The following is a 24,678-nucleotide window of genomic DNA, read 5'->3' on the forward strand; positions in this document are numbered from 1 at the left end:
TTTATAAGAGTGTGTTCACTGCCCGAAAGAATAGTCGGTTCTGCTGTCCTCAGGTCTTTTTTGAATGAAGCCATTTCAAAGAGGCGTGGTGCCTGGCCGGTGATCAAGGTCACCCAGGGCAATGCGCAGCAATGGTTGCAGTTGGCGCCGTAGCAAGGAAATACCGATGCTTTTGCCCTGCGGCCGCAAGACGTCATGTGCATTCCCTGTCAATTTAGCGACAAGGCTTACGTGCGCGGTTCAGCGCGCGGCGTCAATGACCATTCCGCCGTCAGGTGTGAGGCTATAGCCCGTAATGAATATCCATCAGTTAAGAGATGCTGAAAACACGGTAGTTGCAGGTGCGTAAGGCGACTGCACTTCACGAGCAGCGTTTTGCGTTGCGAAGGAGACGACCAAAAAAATCAGGCCCAGGGCGGCAGGAAGTGCGTCTTTAGGCTTGCGAGCGCCCAAGTGAGCCATGCCAGACAAAATCAAGTGATAGAGCATACCGGCATAGGCGAGATCGCTCAGCGCCACGTTGAAGTGCCCAAGAATGGCGAGCGGGCCGAGTACCTTGACGACGATCATGAGCGGCACCAGAAATGGAGCCGAATACCCCAAGTCTGCTTGCGCCTTTCGCACGAAATCGCCTTTGGCGATATACAAGCCTGCGGAGGCGAAATAGAGCAGCGACAGCAGCGCGGTACTGATCCAGTAAATATATGCAGTGGTCATATGTTTTGATCTCTCGGTATTAAGTTCAATATGCCGAGAGGATGTCGCCTAATATAACTAGCGACAAGTAGGATGAATACATGGTGCTTAGTATGGAAAACCAGACTAATGAAGAAGTGGAAGTGAACATGCATGAGGAAATGCGTCGCGCATTTGCCCTGCTTTCAGGAAAATGGAAGTTAGAAATCATGTGGTTGCTCAACCAGCGGGTCTATCGCTTTGGCGAGCTGCGCAAAGCCATTCCAGGCATTACTCAGCACATGCTTACGGCGCAGCTACGCGAACTGGAGACTGACGGTTTGGTAACACGAACCGTATTTGCGGAGGTCCCCCCGCGCGTCGAGTATGAAATTACACACAAGGCTCGTGGCCTTGGCCCGACGATGGAAGCGCTCACTGCTTGGTGGAGCGAGTACGGCACAAGCGTGCCGGTTAAGCCTGGCGCTCGTGGGCGCAAAGCCAGTACGAAGTAGGCGATGGTCATACCAGGTTGACTGGGGCAAGGCCTCAATCTTAGGGGATCGCAGTCCGAGACGAGTCTTTGACGGTTACGCGCTTTCATTGCCCGACGGGTTGCTCATACCGAGACTGGATGCGCCGCAACTCGCCAGAGCGGCGCAACTGCTCCAGGGCACGGGCCCACGCGGTGACCACTTTGTCTTCAGAGTCGAGGCTAAAGGCGATGTACAACGATGAGTGATAGAGTTCGATGGGGATTTTGCGCAGCGTGCCGGGGGCGATGTCCAACTGGCGGCTGTAGTAAGCCACCCCCGCATCGGTGTCGCCAACGATGATGCTGGTGCGCCCGGCGAGCAGCATGCGGTAGAGCTGCTTGCTCTCGGTTGCACTTTTGTCCAGGTTGTTGAAGCCCAGCGACTGCAGCATCTGCGGCACCAGGCCGGCATGGCGCGTGGTGATCTGCGGGGCGCGCAGCAGTTGTTCCAGGGAGCTCAGCGGCGGCGCACTGGCCAACTGATAGGGGTGAATGGACTCTTCCACGATCGGGCCGACCCACTTGTACAACGACTCGCGCTCCGCCGTGCGGAACATGGAGTACATGATGGTCTTGCGCCGGGTCTTCAGTATCTGGCTGGCGCGCATACTCGGCTTGAGCAGCACTTCAAAGTCATCTCCGGTCAGCGCCATGATGGCCCGGACGACTTCCGTGGTCATGCCAGTGAGCTGATTGTTTTCCTGGTAGTTATACGGTGCCCACTCCTCAGTGACGACCTGATACTCCTCGGCCCTGGCAACCGTGCCGAGCAACAGACAGAGCAGCACTGCGGCAGGTGTCGTATGTTTCACGTGCTCTCCTGGTGGACCGTTCGGTGTTCATAGGGGCCTTCTTGAAAGGACAAGATAAGCATAGACCCAAACACGCGCCTGACGGCTGATGCAGTCCACCCGCCTTCCCTTAGCAATTTTTACACCTTGATGTACGATCAGCGCCAACCGGGCGGCGCTCAACTTATCCTGGGCGTCCATCTCCCCCTCTTCATACGATCCCACCTACATGAAGCCAATCGACCTGCTGTCGTTTCAACGTGTCACCACCACCCATGGCAAGCTTGAGGGCGCGGCGTATTTCGATGCGCAAGAAAGCATTGTTCATGATGTGTTTACTGACCGCATCGTTTTCCAGACCAACTATCTGGATTACACCAGCTATGAAGTCGGCCTCGCCGAGGATGGGATTCGTGTGCGCAAGACGCGGCTGGATAATTACCAGCGCGGCCACAAGGCTCAGGTGATCGAGGATGGCATGGATGAAGAGGACTGGGAGGAGTTGGACGGTCTGTGGCAGCGCTTGAGTCGGGATCTGGATACCCAGGTACAAGCGCCGCCGCTCGATTTGACCGATACGCTGGCCGACCTGTTTTACTGCCTGTTTGATGAGGAACAAGCGCAAGCACTCACTCGGAACATTCCGGCCCCGACAGCGCAGTGGGATTGGGCCTGGACGCAAGTCGAGTCAGCACTCACCGGGGCTGATCAGTTGGCCCGGTTCGAGTGGAAGGATTGGTCGTCCTATGGGGTCGATGCGGTAAATGCCCTGGCACCGTTACGGCAGTTGGACATTGAAGTTTCCAAGCCTGAGCGTAAAACCATCGATGCTGTTAACGGCGCCAACGATTGGGAACGGGCACTGCTCCAGTACTTCAACGCGCAGTTGGACGCTCATGATTTGAAGTTGCTGGCCATCGGCACTCATTTCGATGAATGCCAGAGCTTTGCGTGCCTGCCCATGAACGGCTTGGGCCTGGTCAATGCATTGGAGATCATGGGTAAGCTGGGCATCGTCTATAAGTATTAAGCCTCCCGCTTCAACAAGCCCACGACGGACCACAATGCTGCTCACTTGAGGCAGCACTAAGCAGGAGCTGAACACATGCACACCACTGTCGATCACCTTGTCATCGTGGCACCGGACCTCGACACCGGCTGCAGATTCGTGACAAGCGCGCTGGGCGTCGAACTTCAACCAGGCGGCGCCCATTCCCGCATGGGTACCCATAACCGGCTGCTTCACCTTGGCCCCGGTCTCTACCTGGAAGTGATCGCCGTGGACCCCAGCGCTGAACGTCCGGACCGGGCCCGCTGGTTTGGCCTTGATCAGTTGGCTCCCCATTCCCCGGCACGGCTGGCGACCTGGGTTGCCCGAACCGATGATATCCAGGCTGCCCATGACGCTTGCCACGACATTGTCGGGGCCATTGAACCAATGACGAGAGGATCATTGAACTGGCACATAACCGTACCGGCCGACGGTAACCTTCCCTTGGCCGGAGCAGCCCCCACCCTCATCCAATGGGCCGACGGACCGCACCCGGCGAGCACACTCCAGGACCAAGGCTGCTCGCTGCTGGCATTGGAGGTTTTCCACACCGATCCGGAAAAAATCAAAGAGATTCTGACGGCCATGAACTTTTCTGGACCGGTTCAGCTGCATGCACTCGCCCTGGCTTCAACCCCTTATCTGCTTGCGCATATTCAAACGCCAAGTGGTTCGAAAACACTGCCGCTTTCACGAGAGTGAAGCCTGAACCTAGAAGTGACGACATGACAAACTGTGATCAATGCGGGTCCCTCCTCCTTCACGACACTGCTGTTTGCCAGCGATGTGACGGGGGGATGACGCTCACGGTAGAGACGCTCGCGCCAAGGTCTCAGCCGTCGAAAGGGTGGAAAATCCTGAAGTGGGTGCTGATCGGCCTTGTCGTCGCGGTGCTGGCCGCCGTAGCGGCGGTCACGTGGATCTTGCACTCGTTGGGGCCGATGCCTTCTTTTGGTTGAGGGCTACAGTGGTTTAAGAGCAGCAAGTCTGTGACGAAAAGTTGAAACGCTCTCAATGGGCCAATACAGGCGCCGAAGAGGCCTGGCCTTTTCCATAGAGGCTCAATTTCGCAACGATGCTCAGAAGCGCCAGCGCGGCAAAAATGACGCTGCTCCATACCAGGTTGTGCGTACCCAGACTCGCGATGACCCAACCAGCCAACGACGCACCTAGGGTAATACCCAAGTTCGAGAATGAGATATAGAGACTATTGGCGAATTCTGGCGCTTCACTGGCGTCACGCATCAACCAACTCTGACTGATGACCAGGCCTGCGGAGTGCAGCAGCCCCCACAAAAGGGTCAACAGCACCATGGCCGAGAATGATCCGCCGAGAAGATAAACCAGTACGTAGATACCGATATAGAGCAGCGGGTAGATGATCCTGGTACGGATTGCATTTTTTTGCAGCCAGGCGCTGAACAAAAAATTCCCGAAGAACCCGAAAATACCAAACGCCATCAACATTGCACTCACCCATGTTCCATTCATGTGAGTGACGCCTTCCAGATACTCGGCAATAAAGCTATAGCCGGAGAACATCGTCGCAAATACAAATACGACGGTCGAAAGGCTGAGCCAGACAGACCCTTGCTTCAAAATCTTGAGTTGACTCTTGATCGACATTTTCTTCTGGGTGGGTATCGAGGGCATGAGCAACAAGATGCCCACAAATGCGCTTCGCGCTCCAAAAGCGTAACGCAGAGCGCGAAACGGTGAGGCACCGGCAAACCCTCGTCACGCAATTTTATTCGGCTTGATTATCGGGATAACGCAGGTATCCGTTATTCCCATAGTTGCTATCGACACCCTGCAGTTCTGGTCATCGGCCTCTCGCTTTAATCTGCCCACCAAGCGATCGATGACGATCGCAGCAGATCAAACCGACCCTTATGGAGAGAGCAACGATGAACACTTTCAACCGCACCATGGCCGTCGCGACCCTGGCCCTCGCAACCCTCAGCGCCGAGGCCGCGTCACCTGTTCAGGCCGGTGCGAGCGCGTCCGCTGTCGGCAGTGTTGTCCAGTCCGCCAGTTACATCACCACCCAGGATGGCGTGCAGCTTTACTACAAGGACTGGGGTCCGAGGAATGGCCAGGTCGTGACCTTCAGCCACGGCTGGCCACTGGACTCCGATAGCTGGGAAGCGCAGATGATGTTCCTCGCCTCGAAGGGTTATCGCGTGGTCGCCCACGATCGCCGCGGCCACGGACGCTCCAGCCAGCCTTGGGAAGGCAACGACATGGATCACTACGCCGACGACTTGGCGGCGGTCATTGAAGCGCTGGACCTGAAGGACGTGACCTTGGTCGGTTTCTCCACCGGGGGCGGTGAAGTGGCTCGCTACATCGGTCGCCACGGTACCGGTCGGGTGAAGAAAGCGGTCCTGGTTTCCTCCGTACCGCCGCTGATGCTCAAGACCGAAACCAACCCTGGCGGCCTGCCCATCGAAGTGTTCGATGGCCTGCGCAAGGCGTCCCTGGAGAACCGTTCGCAGCTTTACCTGGACATCGCCTCGGGCCCTTTCTTCGGCTACAACCGCAAGGGTGCCAAGCCGTCCCAAGGTCTGATCCAGACCTTCTGGGCGCAGGGCATGCAGGGCGGCAGCAAGAATACCTATGACTCGATCGCGGCGTTCTCGGCCAGCGATTTTCGCGGTGACCTGAAGAAGTTCGATGTGCCAACCTTGGTCATCCATGGGGACGACGATCAGATCGTACCTATCGACGCATCGGGTCGGGCCTCGGCGGCACTGATCAAGGGCGCAAAACTCATCGTCTACGCCGGTGCGCCCCATGGCTTGACCGAGACTCACAAGGATCGTCTGAATCAGGATCTGTTGAAGTTTCTTCAGGAATAAAAGCGGTACAGAGTGATCTACTGTGGGAGCGGGCTTGCTCGCGAAAGCGGTGGATCAGCTTGCATCAATCCTGGAGTGCCGCCGTCTTCGCGAGCAAGCCCGCTCCCACCTGATCTCGGGTGGTCACAGATTCAGCATCCACCTAGCAAAGCCCTTCCCACGAAGGGCTTTTGCGTTGTCGCTCATCCCTCGCCCGCCCCCTGGCAAGCACGGTCATCGATCCGTGTGAACCTAGCCGCCACCCTGCCCTCCGATACTGAGGACGTACCAAGGGTGACCCACATGGCAATCGAAGACACTTTATTACGTCAACGCAAGGTGCTCGCCGAATTCGGTGAGTTGGCCCTGGTTTCAGACGATCTGGAACACATCCTCGACGAGGCCTGTCGCCTGGTGGGAGATGCACTGCAAACCCAGCTGGCGAAGTTCATGCTGCTGGAGGACGACGGCCTCACCTTTCTCGTGCGAAACGGCGTGGGCTGGACGCCGGGGGTCGTGGGCAACGTCCGGGTGCAGGCATTGGAAGGAACCCCGGAACACTTTTCCCTCGATACCGGTAGCGCCGTCATCTCAACGGATATCTCGGCTGAAACACGCTTTCGCTACCACGATTTTCAACGGCAAAACGGGGTCCAGGCGTTCGTCAACGTATTGGTTTTTGGCGCCACCGAAACACGCCCTTTCGGAATTTTCGAGGTCGACAGTCGTCATCCGCGACAGTTTGCCGAGAGCGATATCGATTTTCTGCGCGGTTACGGCAACCTGCTCGGTGCGGCATTAAAGCGCTCCAAAGCGCTGCAGGCCATGCGCCTGACCGAAGAAAAACTGCGTGAAAGCGAAAGACACTACCGGATCGCGGCCGAGCTCAACCCTCACTGGCCGTGGACGGCCGACAGCCATGGCGCAGTGATGTCCCTGGATCAGCGTTGGTATGACTACACCGGAAGGTCACCGGCACAGACGCTGGGGCGCCAGTGGCTCAATGCAACGCACCCCGACGACAAAATCGCCATCGCCCGGTTATGGAATTTGTCGCTGTCAAACCTGCAACCCTTCGACTCGCAAATCCGCCTGCGAAAACTCACCGGGGAATACCGATGGTTCAGGATCCGGGCGTTTTGCAGCCTGAGCCCTGGTGGGCAATGCGAACAGTGGTACGGCACCGTCGAAGATATCAATGAACGGGTACAGCTGGAGGCCGCGCTGAGGGATTGGAACGATCGGCTCGAAGAACGTATCACCCAGCGTACCGAGCAGCTTGAGGCCGAACAACACGAGCGCGCCTTGGCCGAGTCCAAGTTGCGGCAAAGTCAGAAAATGGAAGCCGTCGGCCAACTGACCGGGGGTATCGCCCATGACTTCAACAACCTGCTGGCAGGCATCACCAGTAGTTTGGAACTGATGCAACGCCGCATCGACAGCCACCACTATGACCAACTGTCGCGCTACAACAGCGTCGCCCTGACCTCGGCGGCACGTGCAGCCGCCCTCACCCAGCGTTTGCTGGCGTTTTCTCGGCAGCAATCACTCCAGCCGGAAGTGCTCGAACCGCGCCGGGTGGTGGCGGGCCTTGAGGAGATGATCCGGCGCTCCGTGGGCCCCAGCATCAATGTCGAGTGTTCTTTCAGAAGCAACGACCCGATCAAGTGCAACCCCAATGAACTGGAGAACGCCCTGCTCAATCTTGCGATCAACGCTCGGGACGCGATGCCCGGGGGTGGAGCCTTGAAGCTTGATGTGTACCGCTGCGTGATCGACGAAAAGTCTTCCAGCGAAAAGATAATGCCTGCGGGCCCGTACGTGGGGATATCGGTCACGGACTCAGGCATGGGGATCAGTGCCGAGATCATGTCTCGCGTGTTCGATCCGTTCTTCACCACGAAGCGCATTGGTGAAGGTTCCGGTTTGGGTCTTTCGATGATCTACGGATTCGCCCAGCAATCCGGAGGTCAGGTGAAGATCCACAGCACCGTCGGAGTGGGCACGACGGTGACGATGTACTTTCCTGTTGTGCGCCGGTTCCCCTCCCCGCTGAAAAGCGCCAAGCCGACCGGAATTGAACCGCTGCCACCTGGGAGCAACGAAACGATTCTGCTGGTTGACGACGAAGCGGCCATTCGCCAAATGGTCGCGGAGTTCCTGAGCGAAAACGGTTACCGCGTCCTCCAGGCGCTGGACAGCGACTCGGCCTTGAAGCAAGCCGATAACGCCGAGCACATCGATGTATTGCTGACAGACATCGGCCTGCCCGGCGCCATGAACGGCATCAACCTGGCGGACGAACTGAGGGCCCGGCACCCAACGCTGAAAGTGTTGTTCATCACCGGGTTTGCCGAGGGCGAAAGCCTGGTTTCGGTCGACGCAACGACCCGGGTGATGACCAAGCCGTTCAACTTGACCGATCTGGGTCTGCGAGTCGGTGCGCTGATTCATTCGGCTGATGGCAGTGCTGGGTCACACTGAACATGACGCCTTATCAATGCCGCAGTAGCTTGCGCAACGGGATCTCGTCCTTGCGCACGGGTGACTTGATGACGATGTAGCTGAAGTACTTGGAGATGCCGATGTTCTTGTCCAGCAGGCTTTCCATCACGTCCTGGTAGTCCTGGATGCTGCGGGTCATGAAGCGCACCAGGTAATCGTAGCCGCCGCTGATCAGGTGGCATTCGAGCACTTCATCCACCAGGCGGATGTTGGATTCGAACTTGGCGAAATCCTCGCGTTTGTGGTCGCTCAGGGTAATCTCGGTGAAAACCGTCACCGAATCGGTAATCTTGGCCAGGTTCAGATGGGCCTTGTAGCTGGAGATATACCCCAGCGATTCCAACCGCTTGACCCGCTGCAAACAGGGGCTGGCGGACAAGCCCACGGCATCGGCCAGGCTGACGTTGGTCATGCGACCGTCTTTTTGAAGCTCTACCAAAATGCTGATGTCGATCCGGTCCAGTTTCGCTAAACCTTCCATCGCATACCTCTTGCCTACCGTTTGTAAGACAATCTTCTAACAAAATCAGCGTCGTAAAGACAGCTGATGCTGAGCCACCAGATCAGCCATGCTGTTGATGCAATAGTCCGCCGCGCATGGCGTGGACGGGTTTTCGCTGCTGCGACAGATCAGGCAAACCGCCCCGACCTTGTGTGGACGGGCACCAGGACGGGTTATCTGTAGGATAGCTTCAGCATCCAGATCGTTGGCCAACAACCACTCGTGATCCTGCAACGGGTCGCTCGCCAGGGAAATAAAATCCTCCGGCTCGATGCCCAGGCGCTCGCACAGGGCGCCCCGGTCCTCTGCATCGCGATCGCCGTGCACCAGCAGGCGATAGAACTTGCGCAAATAGAGCATCGCACCCGGCGCGTCCTCGAACAGCGTCCAGACGGCAGCCGACCGGGCGAAGCTCATACCCTCCTCCCAACTGATCTTGAGCTTCCAGCGCTCGGCCAATTGCCGGTGGGCGAAGCACAGCAAGCCGCTGAAACCCAGTTCGCCAAAGCGTGGATACAGCGCTTGCAGCACCTCATCGAACTCGGCCAGCACGCGGGCCTTGTCCGGTGCGTCGCCGTGCTGCTCCAACAGCGGCCGCAACGCACTCCAGACGCCGGAGTCGCGATCCACCAGAACCTCATCGCAGTCGATCAACAACGCCCGATATTCAGTCAGCCTCATCTTTAAAGTCTCCGATGATGTCCCATCGATCACGCTCCATTAACCAGCACTGACGCTTGCCTTGGCAAACGTCATGCGCGCTGGCATTCAACCCAGGACGCGCGCCAGGGCGGCGTCGAGAATCTGCAACGCTTCATCAATCTGCGTTTCAGTCGTCACCAGCGGCGCAAGGAAACGCAACACGTTGCGGTAGACCCCGCATTTGATCACCAGCAAGCCGCCCGCTCGCGCTTCGTCAATCAGGCGTTGATTCAGCTCGGCATCCGGGGTGCGGGCGTCGTCATTCTTGATCAGCTCGATGGCCAGCATAAAGCCGCTGCCGCGCACGTCGCCAATTTGCCGGTAACGCGCTTGCAACTGCAACAAGCCTTGGCGCAGACGCTCGCCCAGGGCTTCGCCACGGGCCAGCAGTTGTTCCTGCTCATAGGCGTCGATCACCGCCAGCGCCGCTGCGCAGGACAGCGCGTTACCGCCGTATGTGCCGCCCAGGCCACCAGGGAGCGGCGCGTCCATGATCTCAGCCTTGCCAACGACGCCGGACAACGGCAAGCCGCCGGCGAGGCTTTTGGCGACGGTGACCAGGTCCGGCTGGATGCCAGCATGCTGGAAACCGAACCATTTGCCGGTGCGCCCGAAACCGGTCTGGATTTCATCGAGAATCAACACAATGCCGTGCTTTTGCGTCAGCGCGCGCAAACCCTGCAGAAACTCGGCGGGTGCCGAAAGGAAACCGCCATCGCCCTGCACCGGCTCGATGATGATCGCCGCGACCCGCTCAGGGGCTACTTGCGTGGCCAACAGCTCGTCCAGCGCCTGCAGCGCCATCTCACTGGTGACGCCGCGATAAGCGTTCGGATACGGGGTGTGGAACACCTCCGGCGCGAACGGACCGAAGTTCTGCTTATACGGCTGGCTCATCCCGGTCAGCGTGGTGCCGAGCAAAGTCCGGCCATGGAACCCGCCGCGAAAAGCGATCACCGCCGAGCGGTTGGTGTGGGCACGGGCAATCTTCACCGCGTTCTCCACTGCTTCGGCGCCGGAAGTGAAGAACGCCGCTTTGTAGGCCTCGTGGCCACCGATCATTTCGCACAGGCGTTGGGCCAGGTCCAGGTAAGGCTTGTAGGCCACGACCTGGAAGCAGGCATGGGTGACTTTCTGCAACTGGGCCTGCACCGCCGCGACCACCTTGGGGTGATTGTGGCCGATGTTCAACACACCGATACCGCCGACGAAGTCCAGGTAGCGCTTGCCGTCCACGTCCCACAATTGCGAGCCTTGGGCCCTGTCGATCACCAGTGGGTGCGCGGTGACCAGGCCACGTGGCACGAATTGATCACGTTGACGGAGCAGACTTGGGGTTTCTTCGACTTTACTGTTCATTGGCATTTCCCATCGTGAGCCTCGCACCCAGGAAGCGGTTGCGCTGTGTTCACAGGTTAAGGGTTCGACGCGATTGTCTAAGCCGAACTTGGCCGCTGAGAAATCCGGATCGACTGTTTACACCCCGGCAAACAGCAGAAAACTCCAGAGACCTCCCACCCCATGGAATCTGCCGGCAAGAGCGTCTTACAACGCAGCGTAATGCGGCTACGCGGGTCCTTTCGACAGATCCTGCTCTGGCATTGAGGCATGCTGGATACTCCTTAATTTCAGGCGAGAAGTGATCCATGGCCCTGCTTTATAAAGCTGACCCGGTACGCGGCGAACACTGGCGGCGCCTGTTCGCCGAACACGCTCCGGATATCGAGTGGCGTGCCTGGCCGGACATCGGCGACGCGCGGGATATTCAGTACCTCGCGGCCTGGCAGGCACCGGATGACATCGAAACCGTGTTGCCGAACCTCAAGGTTCTGTTCGCCTTGTCAGCCGGGGTCGATCAGCTTGACCTTGGTCGCTTGCCGACGACGCTGCCGGTGGTGCGCTTGCTCGACCCGGGGATCAGTCAGGGCATGTGCGAGTACGCCAGTTTCGCGGTGCTCAGTCTGCATCGGGACATGTTGCGCTACCGCCAGCAACAGGCCGAACGGTGCTGGCAGGCGCACCGGCTGGTGCCCGCCCGGCAACGCCGGATCGGGGTCATGGGCCTGGGTTTGCAGGCGCAGCAGATACTCACCACCTTGAAGACCTTTGGCTTTGCCTTGTCGGGCTGGGCCCGCAGCGAACATCGTATTGAAGGGGTGGAGTGTTTTGCCGGCACCGAGCAACTGCCGGCCTTTCTCAGCCAGTGCGACATCGTCGTGTGTGTCCTGCCGTTGACCGAGCAGACCCGAGGAATTCTCGACCGTCAGCTGTTCCAGCATCTGCCCGAGGGTGCCGCCTTGATCAACATGGGCCGGGGTGGGCATCTGGTCGAGACGGACCTGCTTGAAGCGCTTGCCAGCGGCCAACTCAGCGCGGCGGTGCTCGATGTCCTGGAACAGGAACCGGCTGCCGCGGACCATCCGTTCTGGGACCATCCACAGATACTGCTGACGCCACACATCGCCGCGATGACTCAGCCCGAGAGTGCCTTTGGCGTGTTGCTGGAGAATATCCGCCGGCATCAACGGGGTGAATCGATGCTGGGCCTGGTTGATCGTGAGCGTAACTACTGACCCTTCCTCCGCCTTTTGTGCAGTCTCGAAGGCGGAAAAACGCTCCAGTATTTCCTGCTGGCCCGGCGTCGGATTTGAGCAAGAAATGTGGCCGGCCGCACCGTTGCTTACGGAACCTGCCGAATCAATTAGCGGCCCTTGTCAGGCCTCGTTGCAGGTGAGATACACACACTTTCAGCGGACAAAAACCGTCCGATTACAGGCCTTTTCAGTGGTGATCTGCCATGTCCATGTCGCAACGCCCCACCTACTTTTATCGCTCCATGACCACAGCCGATGTACCTTCGGCGCACACCTTGTCCGTGCAGCTGAAATGGCCCCATCGCCTGGAAGACTGGGCGATGTTGCAGCGCATCGCCGAGGGTTTTGTCGTGGAAGACCAGGGCCGCTTGATCGGTACTGCGTTCACCTGCGCCCAGGGCAGCTACGCCACCATTGGCCTGGTGATCGTCGATGATGAGTACCAGGGCCAGGGCATCGGCCGCAAACTGATGGAACTGGCAATCGAAGCTTGCGGATCGCGCACCGCGATTCTCAATGCGACACTGGCCGGTGCCCCGCTGTATGCCAGCCAGGGGTTCGTTGACTTTGGGCATATCCAGCAGCATCAGGGGCAGGCGCTGGTGCCTGCCCTGCCGGAACTGACTGTTGGCGAGCAGTGCCGTGTGCTGACCGCAGCCGATCAGGCCGAGCTGATCAAGCTGGCCAACGCCGGTAGCGGGCTGGACCGCGAGGCCGTGCTCAATGACCTGTTCGATGTCGTTGAACACGCCGTGGGCATAGAGCACGACGGTCATTTGTGCGCCTTCGCTTTGCTGCGCCCCTTCGGCCGAGGTCGCTGTATCGGCCCGGTCATCGCGCAAAACCCTGAGCAGGCCCGGCACTTGATCGCCGTGCTGCTGGCCCAGGTGCCAGACGCCTTCGTACGCATCGACATTCCTTCCAACAGCGGCCTGGCCCCCTGGCTGGAAGCCGCTGGACTCAAACAGGTCGACACCGTCGCGCAGATGGCCCGGGGCACGCCCCCAGAGGCTCGCGGCGACGTGCAACAGTTCGCGCTGGTGACCCAGGCCATTGGCTGAAAATCCTACGTCCTCTCAACGCGTCCCTGGAGAATCACCTTCATGCTCGAACCCACAGCAGTGTTGCTGGCACACGCCGATGGCCGTCTCGCCTCGACCTCATTCACCCCCGGCTCGCTGGCGGCCAACGATCCGTTCGACAGGCTCATCGCCTACACCGGGTCGGATGGCATCGCCGCCGGCGTGGTCCGGGGGAACGGGCAGTTCAGCGTCGATGAATACCCGTTCAGCGAAACGATCGTGGTGCATGCCGGCGCGGTGACGTTGCGCAGCCAGGCGCAAACGCTGCAGCTCAAGCCGGGTGAGAGCGCGGTGATCGGCCGGGGGACGGCGCTTGAGGTCGAGGCGCAGGCGGAGTCTCTCTGGGCTTTCTACGCCGACACCCAACTTGTCGAAGAACGTCATCCCGGGCTCACGGCACTCCCCGCCCACACCCTGCTCTCGCCCTCTGCGCCACCGGACGACGAGATCCTGCTGAGCCCGCCGCCACAATGTCGCTCACAGAATCTGTTTGTCGAAGAAGCAACCAACTTGCGCATCGGCATCTGGGACTCGACGCCCTATGCCCGCAAGTCACGGCCGCACAAACTGCATGAGCTGATGCACCTGCTCGAAGGCAGTGTCACCTTGCAGGTGGCCGATGGCAGCGACTTGACGGTCAATACTGGCGATACCGTATTCGTCCCGCTGAATGCACCGTGTGCCTGGAAGAGCAGCGTTTATGTGCGCAAGGTGTACGTCGTCAAGTAATCCTGCGTGGCGATAGCGCCGACGCTATCGCGAGCAAGCTCGCTCCCACAGGGGATTCGTGGTGGACACAAATCTCGCGGCCACCCAGGACCCAATGTGGGAGCGAGCTTGCTCGCGAAGACGGCGGCACACCCAACATCACAGCAACTGACCCACCGCTTTCGCGAGCAAGCTTGCTGCCACTGGGGCTTGTGGTGGATATCAGTCTTGCGGCAAAAAAAAGCCCGCAGTGTGCGCGGGCAAGAAGTGTCGCAGGTTAGTGTCAGGCCTCAAAGCGCTGCAGCGATTGCTTTGCCCACATCCTGGGTCGAGCCTTTCCCACCCAGGTCGGGGGTAATAGGCCCTTCAGCGATGACCCGCTCGATGGCCTTGAGAATCCCATCATGCGCCGCGCGATAACGCTCATCGCCGTTACCCAGAAAGTCCAGCATCAATGCACCGGACCAGATCATCGCAATCGGGTTGGCGATGTTCTGCCCGTAGATATCCGGCGCTGAGCCGTGCACCGGCTCGAACAACGACGGGAAGCGCCGCAGCGGATCGAGGTTGGCCGACGGGGCGATGCCGATAGTGCCGGCGCAGGCCGGGCCCAGGTCAGAGAGGATGTCGCCGAACAGGTTCGACGCCACCACCACATCGAAGCGATCCGGCTGCAACACGAAACGCGCGCAGAGGATGTCGATGTGTTGCTTGTCCCACTTCACCTCCGGGTACTGCTCGGCCATCAACGCCGTGCGCTCGTCCCAGTACGGCATGCTGATGGAGATGCCATTGGATTTGGTCGCCGCCGTCAGGCGTTTGCGCGGCCGGGTCTGGGCCAGGTCGAAGGCGAACTTGAGGATCCGGTCGACCCCTCGGCGGGTGAACACCGACTCCTGGAGCACGAACTCATGCTCGGTGCCTTCGAACATCTTGCCGCCGACCGAGGAATATTCGCCCTCGGTATTCTCGCGGATCACCACAAAATCGATGTCCCCCGCTTCGCGTCCAGCCAAGGGGCACGGCACGCCCGGAAACAGGCGCACCGGACGGATGTTCACGTACTGGTCGAAGTCGCGGCGGAACTTGAGCAGCGAGCCCCACAGGGAGATGTGATCCGGGACCTTGTCCGGCCAGCCCACGGCACCGAAGTAGATCGCATCGAAGCCCTTGAGTTGCTCGAACCAGTCAGCGGGCATCATCTGCCCGTGCTCCAGGTAGTAATCGCAGTGGGCCCAATCAAGCACTTCGATACTCAGCGACAGCTGCCACTTTTTCGCGGCCTGCTCCAGCACTCGCAGCCCTTCCGGCAGGACTTCCTTGCCGATACCATCGCCGGCAATGGCGGCGATTCGAAATGGTTTGCTCATCAAGCGTACCTCCCTAATGTCTGTTCAAACGCTGGCCGCATCACAGCCCACCGATGTGGAAGGCTTTGACTTCAAGGTATTCGTCCAGGCCGTATTTGCTGCCCTCGCGTCCAAGGCCCGACTGTTTGATGCCGCCGAACGGGGCGACTTCCATGGAGATCAGCCCAGTGTTGAGACCGACCATGCCGAACTCCAGCGCCTCGCCGAAGCGCCATGAACGGCGCAGGTCCTGGGTGAAGTAATAAGCGCCCAGGCCATACGGCGTGGCATTGGCCAGGGCCAGTGCCTGCTCCTCGGTAGTAAAGCGCATCAGCGGCGCAACCGGGCCGAAGGTTTCTTCGTTGGCCAGGAGCATTCCGGCGTGGGCCTCGCCCAGCACCGTTGGCTCGACAAATTGACTGTCGCCCTCGGGAACACCACCACAGAGCAGACGCGCGCCCTGACTCAACGCATCGTCGATATGCCGGGCGACTTTGTTCACAGCAGCCAGGTTGATCAGCGGACCGATCGTCACCCCTGCCTCCAGGCCATTGCCAACCTTGAGCTTGCCCACCTCCTCCACCAGGCGCTCGGCAAAGCGTTGGTAGATGCCGTCCTGCACCAGGATGCGGTTGGCGCAGACGCAGGTCTGGCCGGCGTTGCGAAACTTGCTGAGCATGATCCCGGCCACCGCCTGCTCCAGGTCAGCGTCGTCGAACACAATGAACGGCGCATTGCCGCCCAGCTCCAGGCTCAAGCGCTTGATGTGTTCGGCGCTCTGACGCATCAGCAGCCGCCCGACTGCAGTGGAGCCAGTAAAGGAAATCTTGCGCACCGTCGGGTTGCCAGTCAGTTCTTCGCCGATGCCGGCCGGTAGGCCAGTGACAACGTTGAATACCCCGGCCGGAATCCCCACCCGCTCGGCCAGCACCGCCAGCGCCAGGGCCGACAACGGCGTCAGGTCCGAGGGTTTGACGATGACCGGGCAGCCCGCCGCCAAGGCCGGGGCGCATTTGCGGGTGATCATCGCATTGGGGAAATTCCACGGGGTGATCGCCGCGCAAACACCCACCGGTTGCTTGAGCGTGAGCAGGCGACGGTCGCCGCTGGGCGCCGGTATGGTTTCGCCATAAACCCGCCGGGCTTCTTCGGCAAACCATTTGGCGAAGCCGGCTCCATAGCGGATTTCGCCTTTGGCTTCGTTCAGCGGTTTGCCTTGCTCCCGGGTCATGATCAGCGCCAGGTCGTCGAGGTTGTCGATCATGGCCTGATACCAACGCTCCAGCAGCGCCGCACGCTCAGCCGCCGGCCGCGCTCGCCAGGCCGGCCAGGCACGCTCGGCCGCCTCAATGGCGCGGCGGGTTTCCACGCCTTGCATGGCCGGCACCCGGGCCAATACTTCACCGGTCGCCGGGTCGATGACATCCAGGGTGGCCGCGCTATCGGCGCCGGTCCACTGACCATCGATGTAAGCGAGTTCTGCCAACAGGCTGGGGTCTTTCAATTGATTCTTGAGCATGGTCGCGTCCTGTTCCGAGGTGATTCCAGTCTAAGGAGATGCCACGGGGCAGGATGCTGAAAGCGGGGTTTGGGCAGTGTTGGATGCTGAAATTTGCGGGGAAGCAGCAGGCTCTACTGAGTGGCTCAGCTCGCTCCCACAGGGGGCTGTGTATGGCTTGGGGCCGGTCAGATTTTCAAAGAGCCCAGCAACCCTTCCAGAAACCGCTCCCCCGCGTCCATCTGGCTGATTTCGATGAACTCATCCGGCTTGTGCGCCTGTTCGATGGAGCCCGGGCCGCAGACCACGACCGGCACGTCCAGGCGCTGTTTGAACAAACCACCTTCGGTGCCAAAGGAGACTTTCGCGGTGCCGGTGTCCGGGTCGGCGAAGTTTTTCAGGAAGCGCACGGCTTCGATACTCGGGTGGGTATCGAGGCCCGGGTAGACGTTCAAGGTTTCGATTTCGATGTCCGCCACGCTAGAGAGCTTTTTCGCCTCGCGCACGATCACTTCGGCATGCTCGCGCAACTGTTCCAGAAACAAGTCCAGGTTATCGGCCGGCAAGTTGCGCACTTCGAAATCCAGGGTGCACAGGTTCGGTACGATGTTCAGCGCCTTGCCGCCGACAATCTGCCCGACGTGCACGGTGCTGTAGGGCACGTCGTAATCCGCATCCTGGGCGCCCTGCGCCTGCAATTGCTGCTGGCTCTGGCGCAACGCCGCGATGAAGTCGCAGGCGACGTGAATCGCATTGACCGAGCGCGGCGCCAACGACGAGTGCGCCTCCAGGCCGCGACAGTAAGTGCGATAAGAACCCTTGCCCTTGTGGCCAAGCACGAACTGCATGTTGGTCGGCTCGCCAATCACGCACAGAAACGGCCGCACCGGCGCCAGGTGCAGCACATCGAGCAAACGCCGCACCCCCACGCAACCGATCTCTTCATCATGGGAGAGCGCCAGTTGCAGTGGCCGGCTCAAGGCATGGTCGGCGGCATCGAGCATGGCGTCGATGGCCAACGCAATGAACCCTTTCATGTCACAGCTGCCACGCCCATAGACCCGCCCGTCTCGCACGGTCGCCTGGAATGCCGGGACGGTCCAGGCCTGCCCCGCCGCCGGCACCACGTCGGTGTGGCCGGACAGCAGAATCCCCGGCAGCTCCCGGGGCCCGGTGCTGGCGAACAGGTTGGCCTTCTTGCCGCTTTCATCCTTGACGATCAGCGACTCGATGCCCTTGCTCAGCAGCAATTCGCGCACGTAGTCGATCAGGGCCAGGTTCGATTCTGATGAGACCGTTTCAAACGCCAGCAGGCGTTCGAAAATGGCTAACACGCGGGGTTTCATGAGGCCTTGCTCCGTTGCTCGACTGAAAGGGCGAACCGGCGGATGGAAAACGGCTCGATCGATGTGCTGGTGCTGCCGGTGCTGATCAGCTCAGCCATGACGTCGCCGACGCCCGGGCCGAGCTGGAAGCCATGCCCGCAGAAACCGAACGCATAGTACAGCCCATCGACGTTGCCACTGGGGCCCATCACCGGCAGGGAATCGGGCAGGTAGCCTTCGATGCCGCTCCACACGCGGATGATGTTCAGGTTACCGACACCCGGCAGCAGGCGACGCATCTGGTCGAGCTGGTTGAGGATGCTGCGCGGCTCGACATAGGCCCGGCGGTTGAGCATGTCCGGTTTGCTGCGATAGCCGCCACCGATGACGATGTTGCCCCGGGGGATCTGGCGGAAATAGATCACCTCTTCGGGGATCTTGGTGTACACCCCGATCACCGTCGGCAAGGCATAGGGCACCGGCTCGGTGACGGCCATTTGCGGTCCGTTGGTCTCCAGTGGCACCGGCTCGCCGAACTGTGCCGAGAGCTTCTGGCCCCAGGCACCCGCGGTAATCAGCAACTGAGCGGCACTGAACTGGCGCCCGTCGGTGGTGCTGATGCTGAAGCCGTCACCCATTTTCTGCACTTCGGCCACTTCGGTGCGTTCCTCGATGCGTGCGCCGAGGCGCCGGGCCGCCCGGGCAAACGCCGGGGCCGCCAGGCGCGGGTTGGCGTGACCGTCGTGCGGAGCATAAGAGCCGCCCTTGACGTCCTTGCCGAGGAACGGAAAACGCGCGTGCAGTTCGCTGCCGCGATAGATCTGCAAATCCAGTTGCGCCGCTTCCGGGGCCGCCGCGTAGGCCTCGAGCTCGGGGATTTCGTCTTCGCGATAACACACGCGCATGTGCCCGCTGGCAATGAACTCCAGGTCGTCATCGATCAGCTCCGGCAGGCGTTTCCACAACGCCCAGGAGCGGTTCGCCAGTTCCAGTTGCCCGAGGAAACGCCCCTGGCGCCGCACGTTGCCGAAGTTCACACCGCTGGCATACTGACCGATCTGGTCACGCTCGAGCAGGATCACCGACTGCCCCCGTTGACGCAGGAAAAACGCCGCCGCCGAGCCCATCAGGCCACCGCCAACAATCACCACATCGGCTTTTTCCAGCGTCATGGCGCTACCTCCCGGGTGAGCATCGAAAGAGGTTTCACTGGCGCCTGACCGCGCTGGCGCCCCACCTCCTGCACCTGGACACCGGCCGCTGCGGCAATCACTTCGGCCCCGGCCTGGGAGCAGTAACGCCCCTGGCAGCGACCCATGCCGACCCGACTGAAAGCCTTGGCCCGGTTGACTTCACAGGCGCCCTTTTCGCTGACCGTGCGGCGCAGTTCGCCAGCGCTGATCATCTCGCAGCGGCAAACAATGGCCTCGTCCGGCAAGGCCTTGGCTTGCGCAGCGGGCCAGGGAAATGCCTGGGCCAAACCAAGACGAAAATCATCCATGACCTTGAGTGCCTGGCGCTGCTCGGCGACCTGTGCGGCGTTCACTGGCTGTTGCAGATCGCCCAACAGCGCCAGGGCGACCAGGCGCCCGGCGTGCTCGGCCGCATCGGCGCCACGAATTTTCGATCCATCCCCCGCGGCATACACGCCGCTGACGGAGGTCCGACCTTCTTCATCGGTGTCCAGCCACCATTGGCTGGACGCCTCGTCGAAGCGCATGCGACAGCCCGCCAGGTCGGCCAGTTGGGTTTCCGGACGCAAGTGATAACCCAGCGCCACCGCATCACAATCCACTGTCAACGTCTCCCCGCTCGCGGTGCGTACCCGTACGCCACTGACGCCGGTGATCGCCTCACCGAGCACTTGCAGGGGCGAAATACCCAAGTGCACCGGGATCTTCGCCCGATACAACTGGGCCAACAGTTTCATGCCGGTGAACAGCAATCCCGGCCGCGCCATGAGTTTGGGCAAGGCTTTGATGCGCTGGCTCAGCGGCGAAGTATCCAACACCGCGGCCACACTGGCCCCGGCTTTTACGTATTGACTGGCGACGAGGTACAACAACGGCCCGCTGCCCATGAACACCACGCGGTGGCCGATGGAGACCGCCTGGGCCTTGAGCGCAATCTGCGCCCCGCCGAGGCTGTAGGTGCCGCCCAGTTGCCAGCCTTCGATCGGCATCAGGCGGTCGGTGGCACCGGTGCAAAGAATCAGCGCGTCGTAATCCACCGTCGAATGTTGGCCCTGGCTGACGCAGCACAACTGCCCCGGCGTCAGGTTCCACACCAGGGTGTCCGGGCGGTAGTCGATCTGTGGGCGCAGGCGATCGAAGCTTTCGTGCAGGTCCCGGGCCTTGTCCGCCTCGGTGCCGTACAGCGTCGTGTAGGTGCGGGTGAACCCTTCAGGTTGACGCCGGTAGATCTGCCCGCCATCGCGTCGATTTTCGTCGATCAGGATCGGTTTGAAGCCGGCCGCCACCAAGGTCTGGGCACACCGGATGCCCGCCGGCCCGGCGCCTACGATGACGACTCGATGTGTGTTCAACCGCGCAGTGGCCATATCGCCTCCGGTTGCCTGGTGATGATGTCCAGCCCTTCGCGCACTTCATTGGAGCAGGCACGCAAGCGCTCGCCGCTGCGGGTCCAGACCCAGCAGTCCTGGCAGGCACCCATCAGGCAGAAGCCGGCACGGCTGCCCGGATCGAATTCCGACTGGCGCAACGCCGGGCCCTGGGTCAGCAGCGCTACCATCAACGTGTCGCCCTGCAACGCCTCGACCGGTACGCCATCCACTTTCAATTTGACGATGGGCCGGCCCTGTTCGGCCAGCCTCACGAAACGAGCGTTCATGCGTAGGCTCCCACGATCATGCTGTTTGAATCCTGTTGGCTTTTGAGCAGCTCAGCGCTGTCGTGATGACAGAGCACTTCACTGCCGCCGTCGATGATTCGCCGAGGCGGCGCGCTGTGGTTGCACAGCCCATCGACCCGCACCGGGCAGCGGTTGAGAAAGGTGCACAGTTGCGGCACATCGGCTTTCTCGCCCAACGCCGGCAGTGAGCCGCAAGTGGTGGCGCCGCATGTTTCCAGCCAGCCCTGGCGCAACTCCGGCACCGAATGGATCAACAGGTCGGTGTAGGGATGGAACGGCGCCTGGGCGAACGACTGCCGCGTCCCCGCCTGGACCTTGTGGCCGCTGTACATCACCACGATGTCGTCGCACAGCGCCCGCACCGTGGAGATGTCGTGGCTGATGAACAGGTAGGACACCCCCAGTTGCTGGCGCAGGTCGCGCAGCAGTTCGAGAATCGCCGCGCCGACCACGGTATCGAGGGCCGAGGTCACTTCATCGCACAAAATCAAATCCGGCTTGGCCGCCAGCGCCCGGGCCAGGTTGACCCGCTGCTTCTGCCCGCCGGAGAGTTCGCTCGGGCGGCGCTCGGCCATGTCCCGTGGCAGACGTACCAGGTCCAGCAACTCGCCAATACGCTCACGCAGCGCCGCGCCCTTGAGGCCGAAGTACATCTTCAGCGGCCGGCTCAGAATGGTGCTGATGCTGTGCATCGGGTTAAGCGCGGTGTCGGCGTTCTGGAACACCATTTGAATACGCCGGAACTGTTCATCGGTGCGCTCGGAAAGGCTGCCGCCCAGCGGCTGGCCATCGAAGGTCAGCCCGCCGACTGCCGGGGTCAGCAACCCCGCCACCACCCGCGCCAGGGTCGATTTACCCGAACCCGACTCGCCGATCACACCGATGGCCTGGCCCCGACGCACGGTCAGGTCGATGTCTTCCAGCACCCGGATCTGCGGCATGCCGTGCTGGTTCTTGTTGCCGTAGCCGGCAGTCAAACCCTGGATGGTCAGCAGCGGCGTGTCTTCGGCCACACCACAGGGCGGGCGAATCGTCGTGTCCGGTCGCGCCGCCGCCAACAGGCTGCGGGTGTAGGCGTGAGCCGGACCTTTGAGCAGCGGCGCGGTGGCGCTGTGTTCGAATATCTGCCCGCCATTGAGCACCACGATCTGGTCGGCCATCTGCGCAACCACGGCCAGGTCGTGGGAGACGTAGACCGCCGTCGCGCCTCGTTCACGGACCACGCGTTTGAAGGCGCGCAACACGTCGATCTGAGTGGTTACATCGAGGGCGGTGGTCGGCTCATCGAGCACCACCAGCAGCGGATCGCTGATCAGCGCCATGGCCGCCATCACCCGCTGCAATTGTCCGCCGGACACTTGATGGGGATAGCGCCGGCCGATGCGCTCGGGGTTTGGCAGTGCCAGGTCGCGAAACAACTCGATGGCCTTGGCTTCAAGCGTGGCCCGGCTACCCAGGCCATGGATCAATGCGCCCTCCACCACCTGGTCAATCAGTCGTTTTGCCGGGTTGAACGCTGCGGCCGCGCTTTGAGCGATGTAGGACACACGGTTGCCGCGCAGGCCTTGCAACTCGCCCTCGCTCAACGCCAGCATGTCGTGCTCGCCGATCTGCACCACGCCGCCGGCCAGGCGACAACCACGGCGGGCATAGCCGAGCAGTGCCAGGGCGATGGTGGTCTTGCCGGAGCCGGACTCGCCAATCAGCGCCAGCACCTCACCTTTTTCCAGGGAGAAGCTCACGCCCTTGACGATCTCCACTTCGCCGCGCTCGCCACCGGCGACTACGCGCAGGTTCTCGACTCGGATCAATTCGCTCATATCAATGGCCTCCCGTACGTCGATTGCGCCGCGACGACAGGCGGTCGATAAACAGATTGACGCCGATGGTCAGGGTGCCAATGGCCAGGGCTGGAATCACGATGGCCGGCGCGCCCTGGTTGAGGCCGCCGATGTTTTCGCGCACCAGGGAACCCAGGTCGGCGTCCGGCGGTTGCACACCCAGGCCGAGGAAACTCATGCCACTGAGCAGCAGTACGATGAAACCGAAGCGCAAGCCCAAGTCAGCCAGTACCGGGTTGAGCATGTTCGGCAGAATTTCCACGCAAGCGATGTACAGCCGACGTTCGCCACGGGTGCGGGCCACTTGCACGTATTCCAGGGCCTCGATGTTCACCGCCATGCTGCGAGCGATACGGAACGCACCCGGTGTGTAGCTCAACACCGCCGTACACACCAATAAAGTCACCGACGAACCAAACGCCGAGACCATGATCAGCGCCAGCATCTTGCTCGGGATCGAAATGAAAGCGTCCATCAAGCGACTGATCAATTCATCCAGCCACTTCGGTGAAACCACCGACAGCAGTGCGCAACCGGTCCCAAGCCCACTGGACAGGACCGCGGCCACCAGCGCCAGGCCCACGGTGAACTGTGCGCCGACCAGAATGCGGCTCAGCATGTCACGGCCCAGGTAATCGGTACCCAGCGGGTGAGCGGCGCTGAAGCTGCCGAAAACATTGTCGGAGACCACTTCCCCCACCGGGTGCGGCGCCAGCCATGGGCCGAAGATCGCCACCAGCAACCAGAGTGCACACATCACCGCGCCGACCAGTCCAAGCCAGGACGAGCCGTGAGCGTCTTTGCCCAACGCCAGAGCGACCGCCGCGGTCGGGGGTTTCACAATGAGTTTGTTCATTGATTTCTCAGCCTCGGGTTGGAAAGGATCGCGCACAGATCGGCAATCAGCACCAACGTCAGGTACGCCGTGCAAAACAGCATGGTGCAGGCCTGGACCAGTGCCATGTCGCGGTTCGTCACCGCATCGACCATCAGACTGGCGATGCCGGGATAGTTGAAAATCGTCTCGACAATCACCACCCCACCCAGCAGGTAGGAAAGGCTCAAGGCGATGGCGTTGGCGATCGGTCCGATGGCGTTGGGCAAGGCATGGCGCAGGACCACTCGCACCGGACTCACGCCTTTGAGACGAGCCATTTCCACGTAAGGGCTGTCCAACTGATCGATCACCGCCGCCCGGGTCATGCGCGCCATTTGCGCGACGATCACGCAGCACAGCGTCATGACCGGCAAGGCATAGGTGCGCATGAATTGCAGCGGTGAAGTGATCTCACTGGAATAGGACAACGCGGAAAGCCAGCCCAGGTTCACTGCGAAGATCAGCACCGCCAGGGTGGCGACCAGAAATTCCGGCACTGCCACCATCATCAGGGTAAAAAAACTCATGAAGCCGTCGATGCGACCACCACGCCCCATCGCCGAACCAATGCCCAGAATCAATGCCACTGGCACCGATACCAGCGCCGTGGCGGCCGCCAGCATCAGCGTGTTGGGCACCCTGCCCGCCATCAGCTCGGTGACTGGCACGGCATTGGATACCGACACGCCCATGTCGCCGCTGAGCAGACTCGTCAACCAGTGCAGGTAACGCAGCACACCAGGCTGATCGAGGCCCATTTTCGCCCGCAGGGCCGCCACCTGTTCCGGCGTGGCGAACTGTCCAAGGGACTGTTGCGCCGCGTCTCCCGGCAACACCGCCGTGATGGCGAACACCACCATCGAGACGATCAACAGCGTCACGATCGCGGCGCCTACGCGCCGGCCGATCAACCAGAGTGTGCTGCTATTCAT

The 24,678-nt window shown here is 60.9% G+C and carries 23 protein-coding genes; 8 read left to right on the top strand and 15 right to left on the bottom strand.

Translation table 11 applies throughout. From position 1 onward, the window contains the following. Positions 1–306 precede the first annotated feature (306 nt). Entirely contained in the window at positions 307–717 is a 411-nt protein-coding gene (locus ACWNZ1_RS14145) for a DoxX family protein (protein ID WP_256453353.1), read from the bottom strand. 92 nt (positions 718–809) lie between these two features. On the opposite strand from ACWNZ1_RS14145, the gene ACWNZ1_RS14150 reads away from it, so the two are divergent. Further along, positions 810–1,190 (top strand): winged helix-turn-helix transcriptional regulator, encoded by a 381-nt coding sequence (locus ACWNZ1_RS14150; RefSeq protein WP_135846003.1) that lies wholly within the window; start codon positions 810–812, stop codon positions 1,188–1,190. Between the two features lie 85 nt (positions 1,191–1,275). Here the strand turns inward: ACWNZ1_RS14150 and ACWNZ1_RS14155 are convergent, their stop codons facing one another. Continuing rightward, positions 1,276–2,022, bottom strand: a complete 747-nt coding sequence (locus ACWNZ1_RS14155) for a substrate-binding periplasmic protein (protein ID WP_256453354.1) — start codon at positions 2,020–2,022, stop codon at positions 1,276–1,278. 208 nt (positions 2,023–2,230) lie between these two features. Here ACWNZ1_RS14155 and ACWNZ1_RS14160 point away from each other — a divergent pair, with 208 nt between their 5' ends. Together ACWNZ1_RS14160 and ACWNZ1_RS14165 are read left to right on the top strand one after the other, a co-directional pair. Beyond that, entirely contained in the window at positions 2,231–3,031 is an 801-nt protein-coding gene (locus ACWNZ1_RS14160) for a hypothetical protein (protein ID WP_280944109.1), read from the top strand. Between the two features lie 75 nt (positions 3,032–3,106). Beyond that, positions 3,107–3,754, top strand: coding sequence for a VOC family protein (locus ACWNZ1_RS14165; protein ID WP_265072170.1), 648 nt, complete (start codon positions 3,107–3,109; stop codon positions 3,752–3,754). Between the two features lie 309 nt (positions 3,755–4,063). Here ACWNZ1_RS14165 and ACWNZ1_RS14170 read toward each other — a convergent pair whose 3' ends face one another. Further along, a complete protein-coding gene (locus ACWNZ1_RS14170) occupies positions 4,064–4,723 on the bottom strand; it encodes an MFS transporter (protein WP_265072171.1) in 660 nt (219 codons plus the stop codon). A gap of 236 nt (positions 4,724–4,959) precedes the next feature. Here ACWNZ1_RS14170 and ACWNZ1_RS14175 point away from each other — a divergent pair, with 236 nt between their 5' ends. Then, positions 4,960–5,913: an alpha/beta fold hydrolase gene (locus ACWNZ1_RS14175; protein WP_265072172.1), complete on the top strand. Its 954-nt coding sequence runs from the start codon at positions 4,960–4,962 to the stop codon at positions 5,911–5,913. A gap of 75 nt (positions 5,914–5,988) precedes the next feature. Next, entirely contained in the window at positions 5,989–8,376 is a 2,388-nt protein-coding gene (locus ACWNZ1_RS14180; protein WP_456027705.1) for a response regulator, read from the top strand. Between the two features lie 13 nt (positions 8,377–8,389). On the opposite strand, the gene ACWNZ1_RS14185 is transcribed toward ACWNZ1_RS14180, so the two are convergent. The 3 genes from ACWNZ1_RS14185 to gabT all read right to left on the bottom strand — a co-directional run bounded on the left by ACWNZ1_RS14185 (position 8,390) and on the right by gabT (position 10,960). After that, entirely contained in the window at positions 8,390–8,878 is a 489-nt protein-coding gene (locus ACWNZ1_RS14185; protein WP_135846009.1) for an Lrp/AsnC family transcriptional regulator, read from the bottom strand. 45 nt (positions 8,879–8,923) lie between these two features. After that, a complete protein-coding gene (locus tag ACWNZ1_RS14190) occupies positions 8,924–9,580 on the bottom strand; it encodes an HAD family hydrolase (RefSeq protein WP_256453360.1) in 657 nt (218 codons plus the stop codon). Positions 9,581–9,667: 87 nt separating this feature from the next. Beyond that, on the bottom strand, positions 9,668–10,960 hold the full coding sequence (gene gabT / locus ACWNZ1_RS14195; RefSeq protein WP_256453361.1) for a 4-aminobutyrate--2-oxoglutarate transaminase: 1,293 nt from the start codon (positions 10,958–10,960) through the stop codon (positions 9,668–9,670). Positions 10,961–11,247: 287 nt separating this feature from the next. Between gabT and ACWNZ1_RS14200 the strand changes: the two genes are divergently transcribed. The 3 genes from ACWNZ1_RS14200 to ACWNZ1_RS14210 all read left to right on the top strand — a co-directional run bounded on the left by ACWNZ1_RS14200 (position 11,248) and on the right by ACWNZ1_RS14210 (position 14,006). Further along, positions 11,248–12,174, top strand: a complete 927-nt coding sequence (locus ACWNZ1_RS14200; RefSeq protein ID WP_280944113.1) for a 2-hydroxyacid dehydrogenase — start codon at positions 11,248–11,250, stop codon at positions 12,172–12,174. 224 nt (positions 12,175–12,398) lie between these two features. Further along, on the top strand, positions 12,399–13,256 hold the full coding sequence (locus ACWNZ1_RS14205; RefSeq protein WP_456027706.1) for a GNAT family N-acetyltransferase: 858 nt from the start codon (positions 12,399–12,401) through the stop codon (positions 13,254–13,256). Positions 13,257–13,298: 42 nt separating this feature from the next. Next, entirely contained in the window at positions 13,299–14,006 is a 708-nt protein-coding gene (locus ACWNZ1_RS14210; RefSeq protein WP_456027707.1) for a cupin domain-containing protein, read from the top strand. 269 nt (positions 14,007–14,275) lie between these two features. Here ACWNZ1_RS14210 and ACWNZ1_RS14215 read toward each other — a convergent pair whose 3' ends face one another. The 9 genes from ACWNZ1_RS14215 to ACWNZ1_RS14255 form a co-directional block, all read right to left on the bottom strand. After that, the gene (locus ACWNZ1_RS14215; protein ID WP_256453365.1) at positions 14,276–15,355 is read right to left on the bottom strand and encodes a tartrate dehydrogenase; all 1,080 of its coding nucleotides are present in this window, start codon (positions 15,353–15,355) and stop codon (positions 14,276–14,278) included. A gap of 40 nt (positions 15,356–15,395) precedes the next feature. Next, on the bottom strand, positions 15,396–16,853 hold the full coding sequence (locus tag ACWNZ1_RS14220) for an NAD-dependent succinate-semialdehyde dehydrogenase (protein ID WP_256453366.1): 1,458 nt from the start codon (positions 16,851–16,853) through the stop codon (positions 15,396–15,398). 167 nt (positions 16,854–17,020) lie between these two features. After that, positions 17,021–18,178 carry an acetylornithine deacetylase gene (gene argE, locus ACWNZ1_RS14225; protein ID WP_456027708.1) on the bottom strand — a complete coding sequence of 386 codons (1,158 nt, stop codon included), beginning with the start codon at positions 18,176–18,178 and terminating at the stop codon, positions 17,021–17,023. Continuing rightward, a complete protein-coding gene (locus ACWNZ1_RS14230) occupies positions 18,175–19,329 on the bottom strand; it encodes an NAD(P)/FAD-dependent oxidoreductase (protein WP_135846018.1) in 1,155 nt (384 codons plus the stop codon). The genes argE and ACWNZ1_RS14230 overlap by 4 nt, the downstream gene beginning before the upstream one ends. Then, positions 19,326–20,717, bottom strand: coding sequence for an FAD/NAD(P)-dependent oxidoreductase (locus ACWNZ1_RS14235; RefSeq protein WP_265072175.1), 1,392 nt, complete (start codon positions 20,715–20,717; stop codon positions 19,326–19,328). Before ACWNZ1_RS14235 ends, ACWNZ1_RS14230 begins: the two co-directional genes overlap by 4 nt. After that, positions 20,699–21,007 carry a (2Fe-2S)-binding protein gene (locus tag ACWNZ1_RS14240; RefSeq protein ID WP_135846020.1) on the bottom strand — a complete coding sequence of 103 codons (309 nt, stop codon included), beginning with the start codon at positions 21,005–21,007 and terminating at the stop codon, positions 20,699–20,701. Before ACWNZ1_RS14240 ends, ACWNZ1_RS14235 begins: the two co-directional genes overlap by 19 nt. After that, positions 21,004–22,848, bottom strand: coding sequence for an ABC transporter ATP-binding protein (locus ACWNZ1_RS14245; protein ID WP_256453369.1), 1,845 nt, complete (start codon positions 22,846–22,848; stop codon positions 21,004–21,006). The genes ACWNZ1_RS14240 and ACWNZ1_RS14245 overlap by 4 nt, the downstream gene beginning before the upstream one ends. A 1-nt stretch (position 22,849) precedes the next feature. Then, complete coding sequence (locus ACWNZ1_RS14250) at positions 22,850–23,725, bottom strand: ABC transporter permease (protein ID WP_135846022.1); 876 nt, start codon at positions 23,723–23,725, stop codon at positions 22,850–22,852. Beyond that, positions 23,722–24,678 carry an ABC transporter permease gene (locus tag ACWNZ1_RS14255; protein WP_135846023.1) on the bottom strand — a complete coding sequence of 319 codons (957 nt, stop codon included), beginning with the start codon at positions 24,676–24,678 and terminating at the stop codon, positions 23,722–23,724. The genes ACWNZ1_RS14250 and ACWNZ1_RS14255 overlap by 4 nt, the downstream gene beginning before the upstream one ends.

It is taken from the genome of Pseudomonas sp. CFBP 5748, assembly GCF_053850495.1.

Coding starts and splice junctions, on each gene's coding strand:
- ACWNZ1_RS14145 (WP_256453353.1), bottom strand. CDS start 717: ATGACCACTGCATATATTTACTGGATCAGTACCGCGCTGCTGTCGCTG.
- ACWNZ1_RS14150 (WP_135846003.1), top strand. CDS start 810: ATGGAAAACCAGACTAATGAAGAAGTGGAAGTGAACATGCATGAGGAA.
- ACWNZ1_RS14160 (WP_280944109.1), top strand. CDS start 2,231: ATGAAGCCAATCGACCTGCTGTCGTTTCAACGTGTCACCACCACCCAT.
- ACWNZ1_RS14165 (WP_265072170.1), top strand. CDS start 3,107: ATGCACACCACTGTCGATCACCTTGTCATCGTGGCACCGGACCTCGAC.
- ACWNZ1_RS14175 (WP_265072172.1), top strand. CDS start 4,960: ATGAACACTTTCAACCGCACCATGGCCGTCGCGACCCTGGCCCTCGCA.
- ACWNZ1_RS14185 (WP_135846009.1), bottom strand. CDS start 8,878: ATGGAAGGTTTAGCGAAACTGGACCGGATCGACATCAGCATTTTGGTA.
- ACWNZ1_RS14190 (WP_256453360.1), bottom strand. CDS start 9,580: ATGAGGCTGACTGAATATCGGGCGTTGTTGATCGACTGCGATGAGGTT.
- gabT (WP_256453361.1), bottom strand. CDS start 10,960: ATGAACAGTAAAGTCGAAGAAACCCCAAGTCTGCTCCGTCAACGTGAT.
- ACWNZ1_RS14200 (WP_280944113.1), top strand. CDS start 11,248: ATGGCCCTGCTTTATAAAGCTGACCCGGTACGCGGCGAACACTGGCGG.
- ACWNZ1_RS14205 (WP_456027706.1), top strand. CDS start 12,399: ATGTCCATGTCGCAACGCCCCACCTACTTTTATCGCTCCATGACCACA.
- ACWNZ1_RS14210 (WP_456027707.1), top strand. CDS start 13,299: ATGCTCGAACCCACAGCAGTGTTGCTGGCACACGCCGATGGCCGTCTC.
- ACWNZ1_RS14215 (WP_256453365.1), bottom strand. CDS start 15,355: ATGAGCAAACCATTTCGAATCGCCGCCATTGCCGGCGATGGTATCGGC.
- ACWNZ1_RS14220 (WP_256453366.1), bottom strand. CDS start 16,853: ATGCTCAAGAATCAATTGAAAGACCCCAGCCTGTTGGCAGAACTCGCT.
- argE (WP_456027708.1), bottom strand. CDS start 18,178: ATGAAACCCCGCGTGTTAGCCATTTTCGAACGCCTGCTGGCGTTTGAA.
- ACWNZ1_RS14230 (WP_135846018.1), bottom strand. CDS start 19,329: ATGACGCTGGAAAAAGCCGATGTGGTGATTGTTGGCGGTGGCCTGATG.
- ACWNZ1_RS14235 (WP_265072175.1), bottom strand. CDS start 20,717: ATGGCCACTGCGCGGTTGAACACACATCGAGTCGTCATCGTAGGCGCC.
- ACWNZ1_RS14240 (WP_135846020.1), bottom strand. CDS start 21,007: ATGAACGCTCGTTTCGTGAGGCTGGCCGAACAGGGCCGGCCCATCGTC.
- ACWNZ1_RS14245 (WP_256453369.1), bottom strand. CDS start 22,848: ATGAGCGAATTGATCCGAGTCGAGAACCTGCGCGTAGTCGCCGGTGGC.
- ACWNZ1_RS14250 (WP_135846022.1), bottom strand. CDS start 23,725: ATGAACAAACTCATTGTGAAACCCCCGACCGCGGCGGTCGCTCTGGCG.
- ACWNZ1_RS14255 (WP_135846023.1), bottom strand. CDS start 24,678: ATGAATAGCAGCACACTCTGGTTGATCGGCCGGCGCGTAGGCGCCGCG.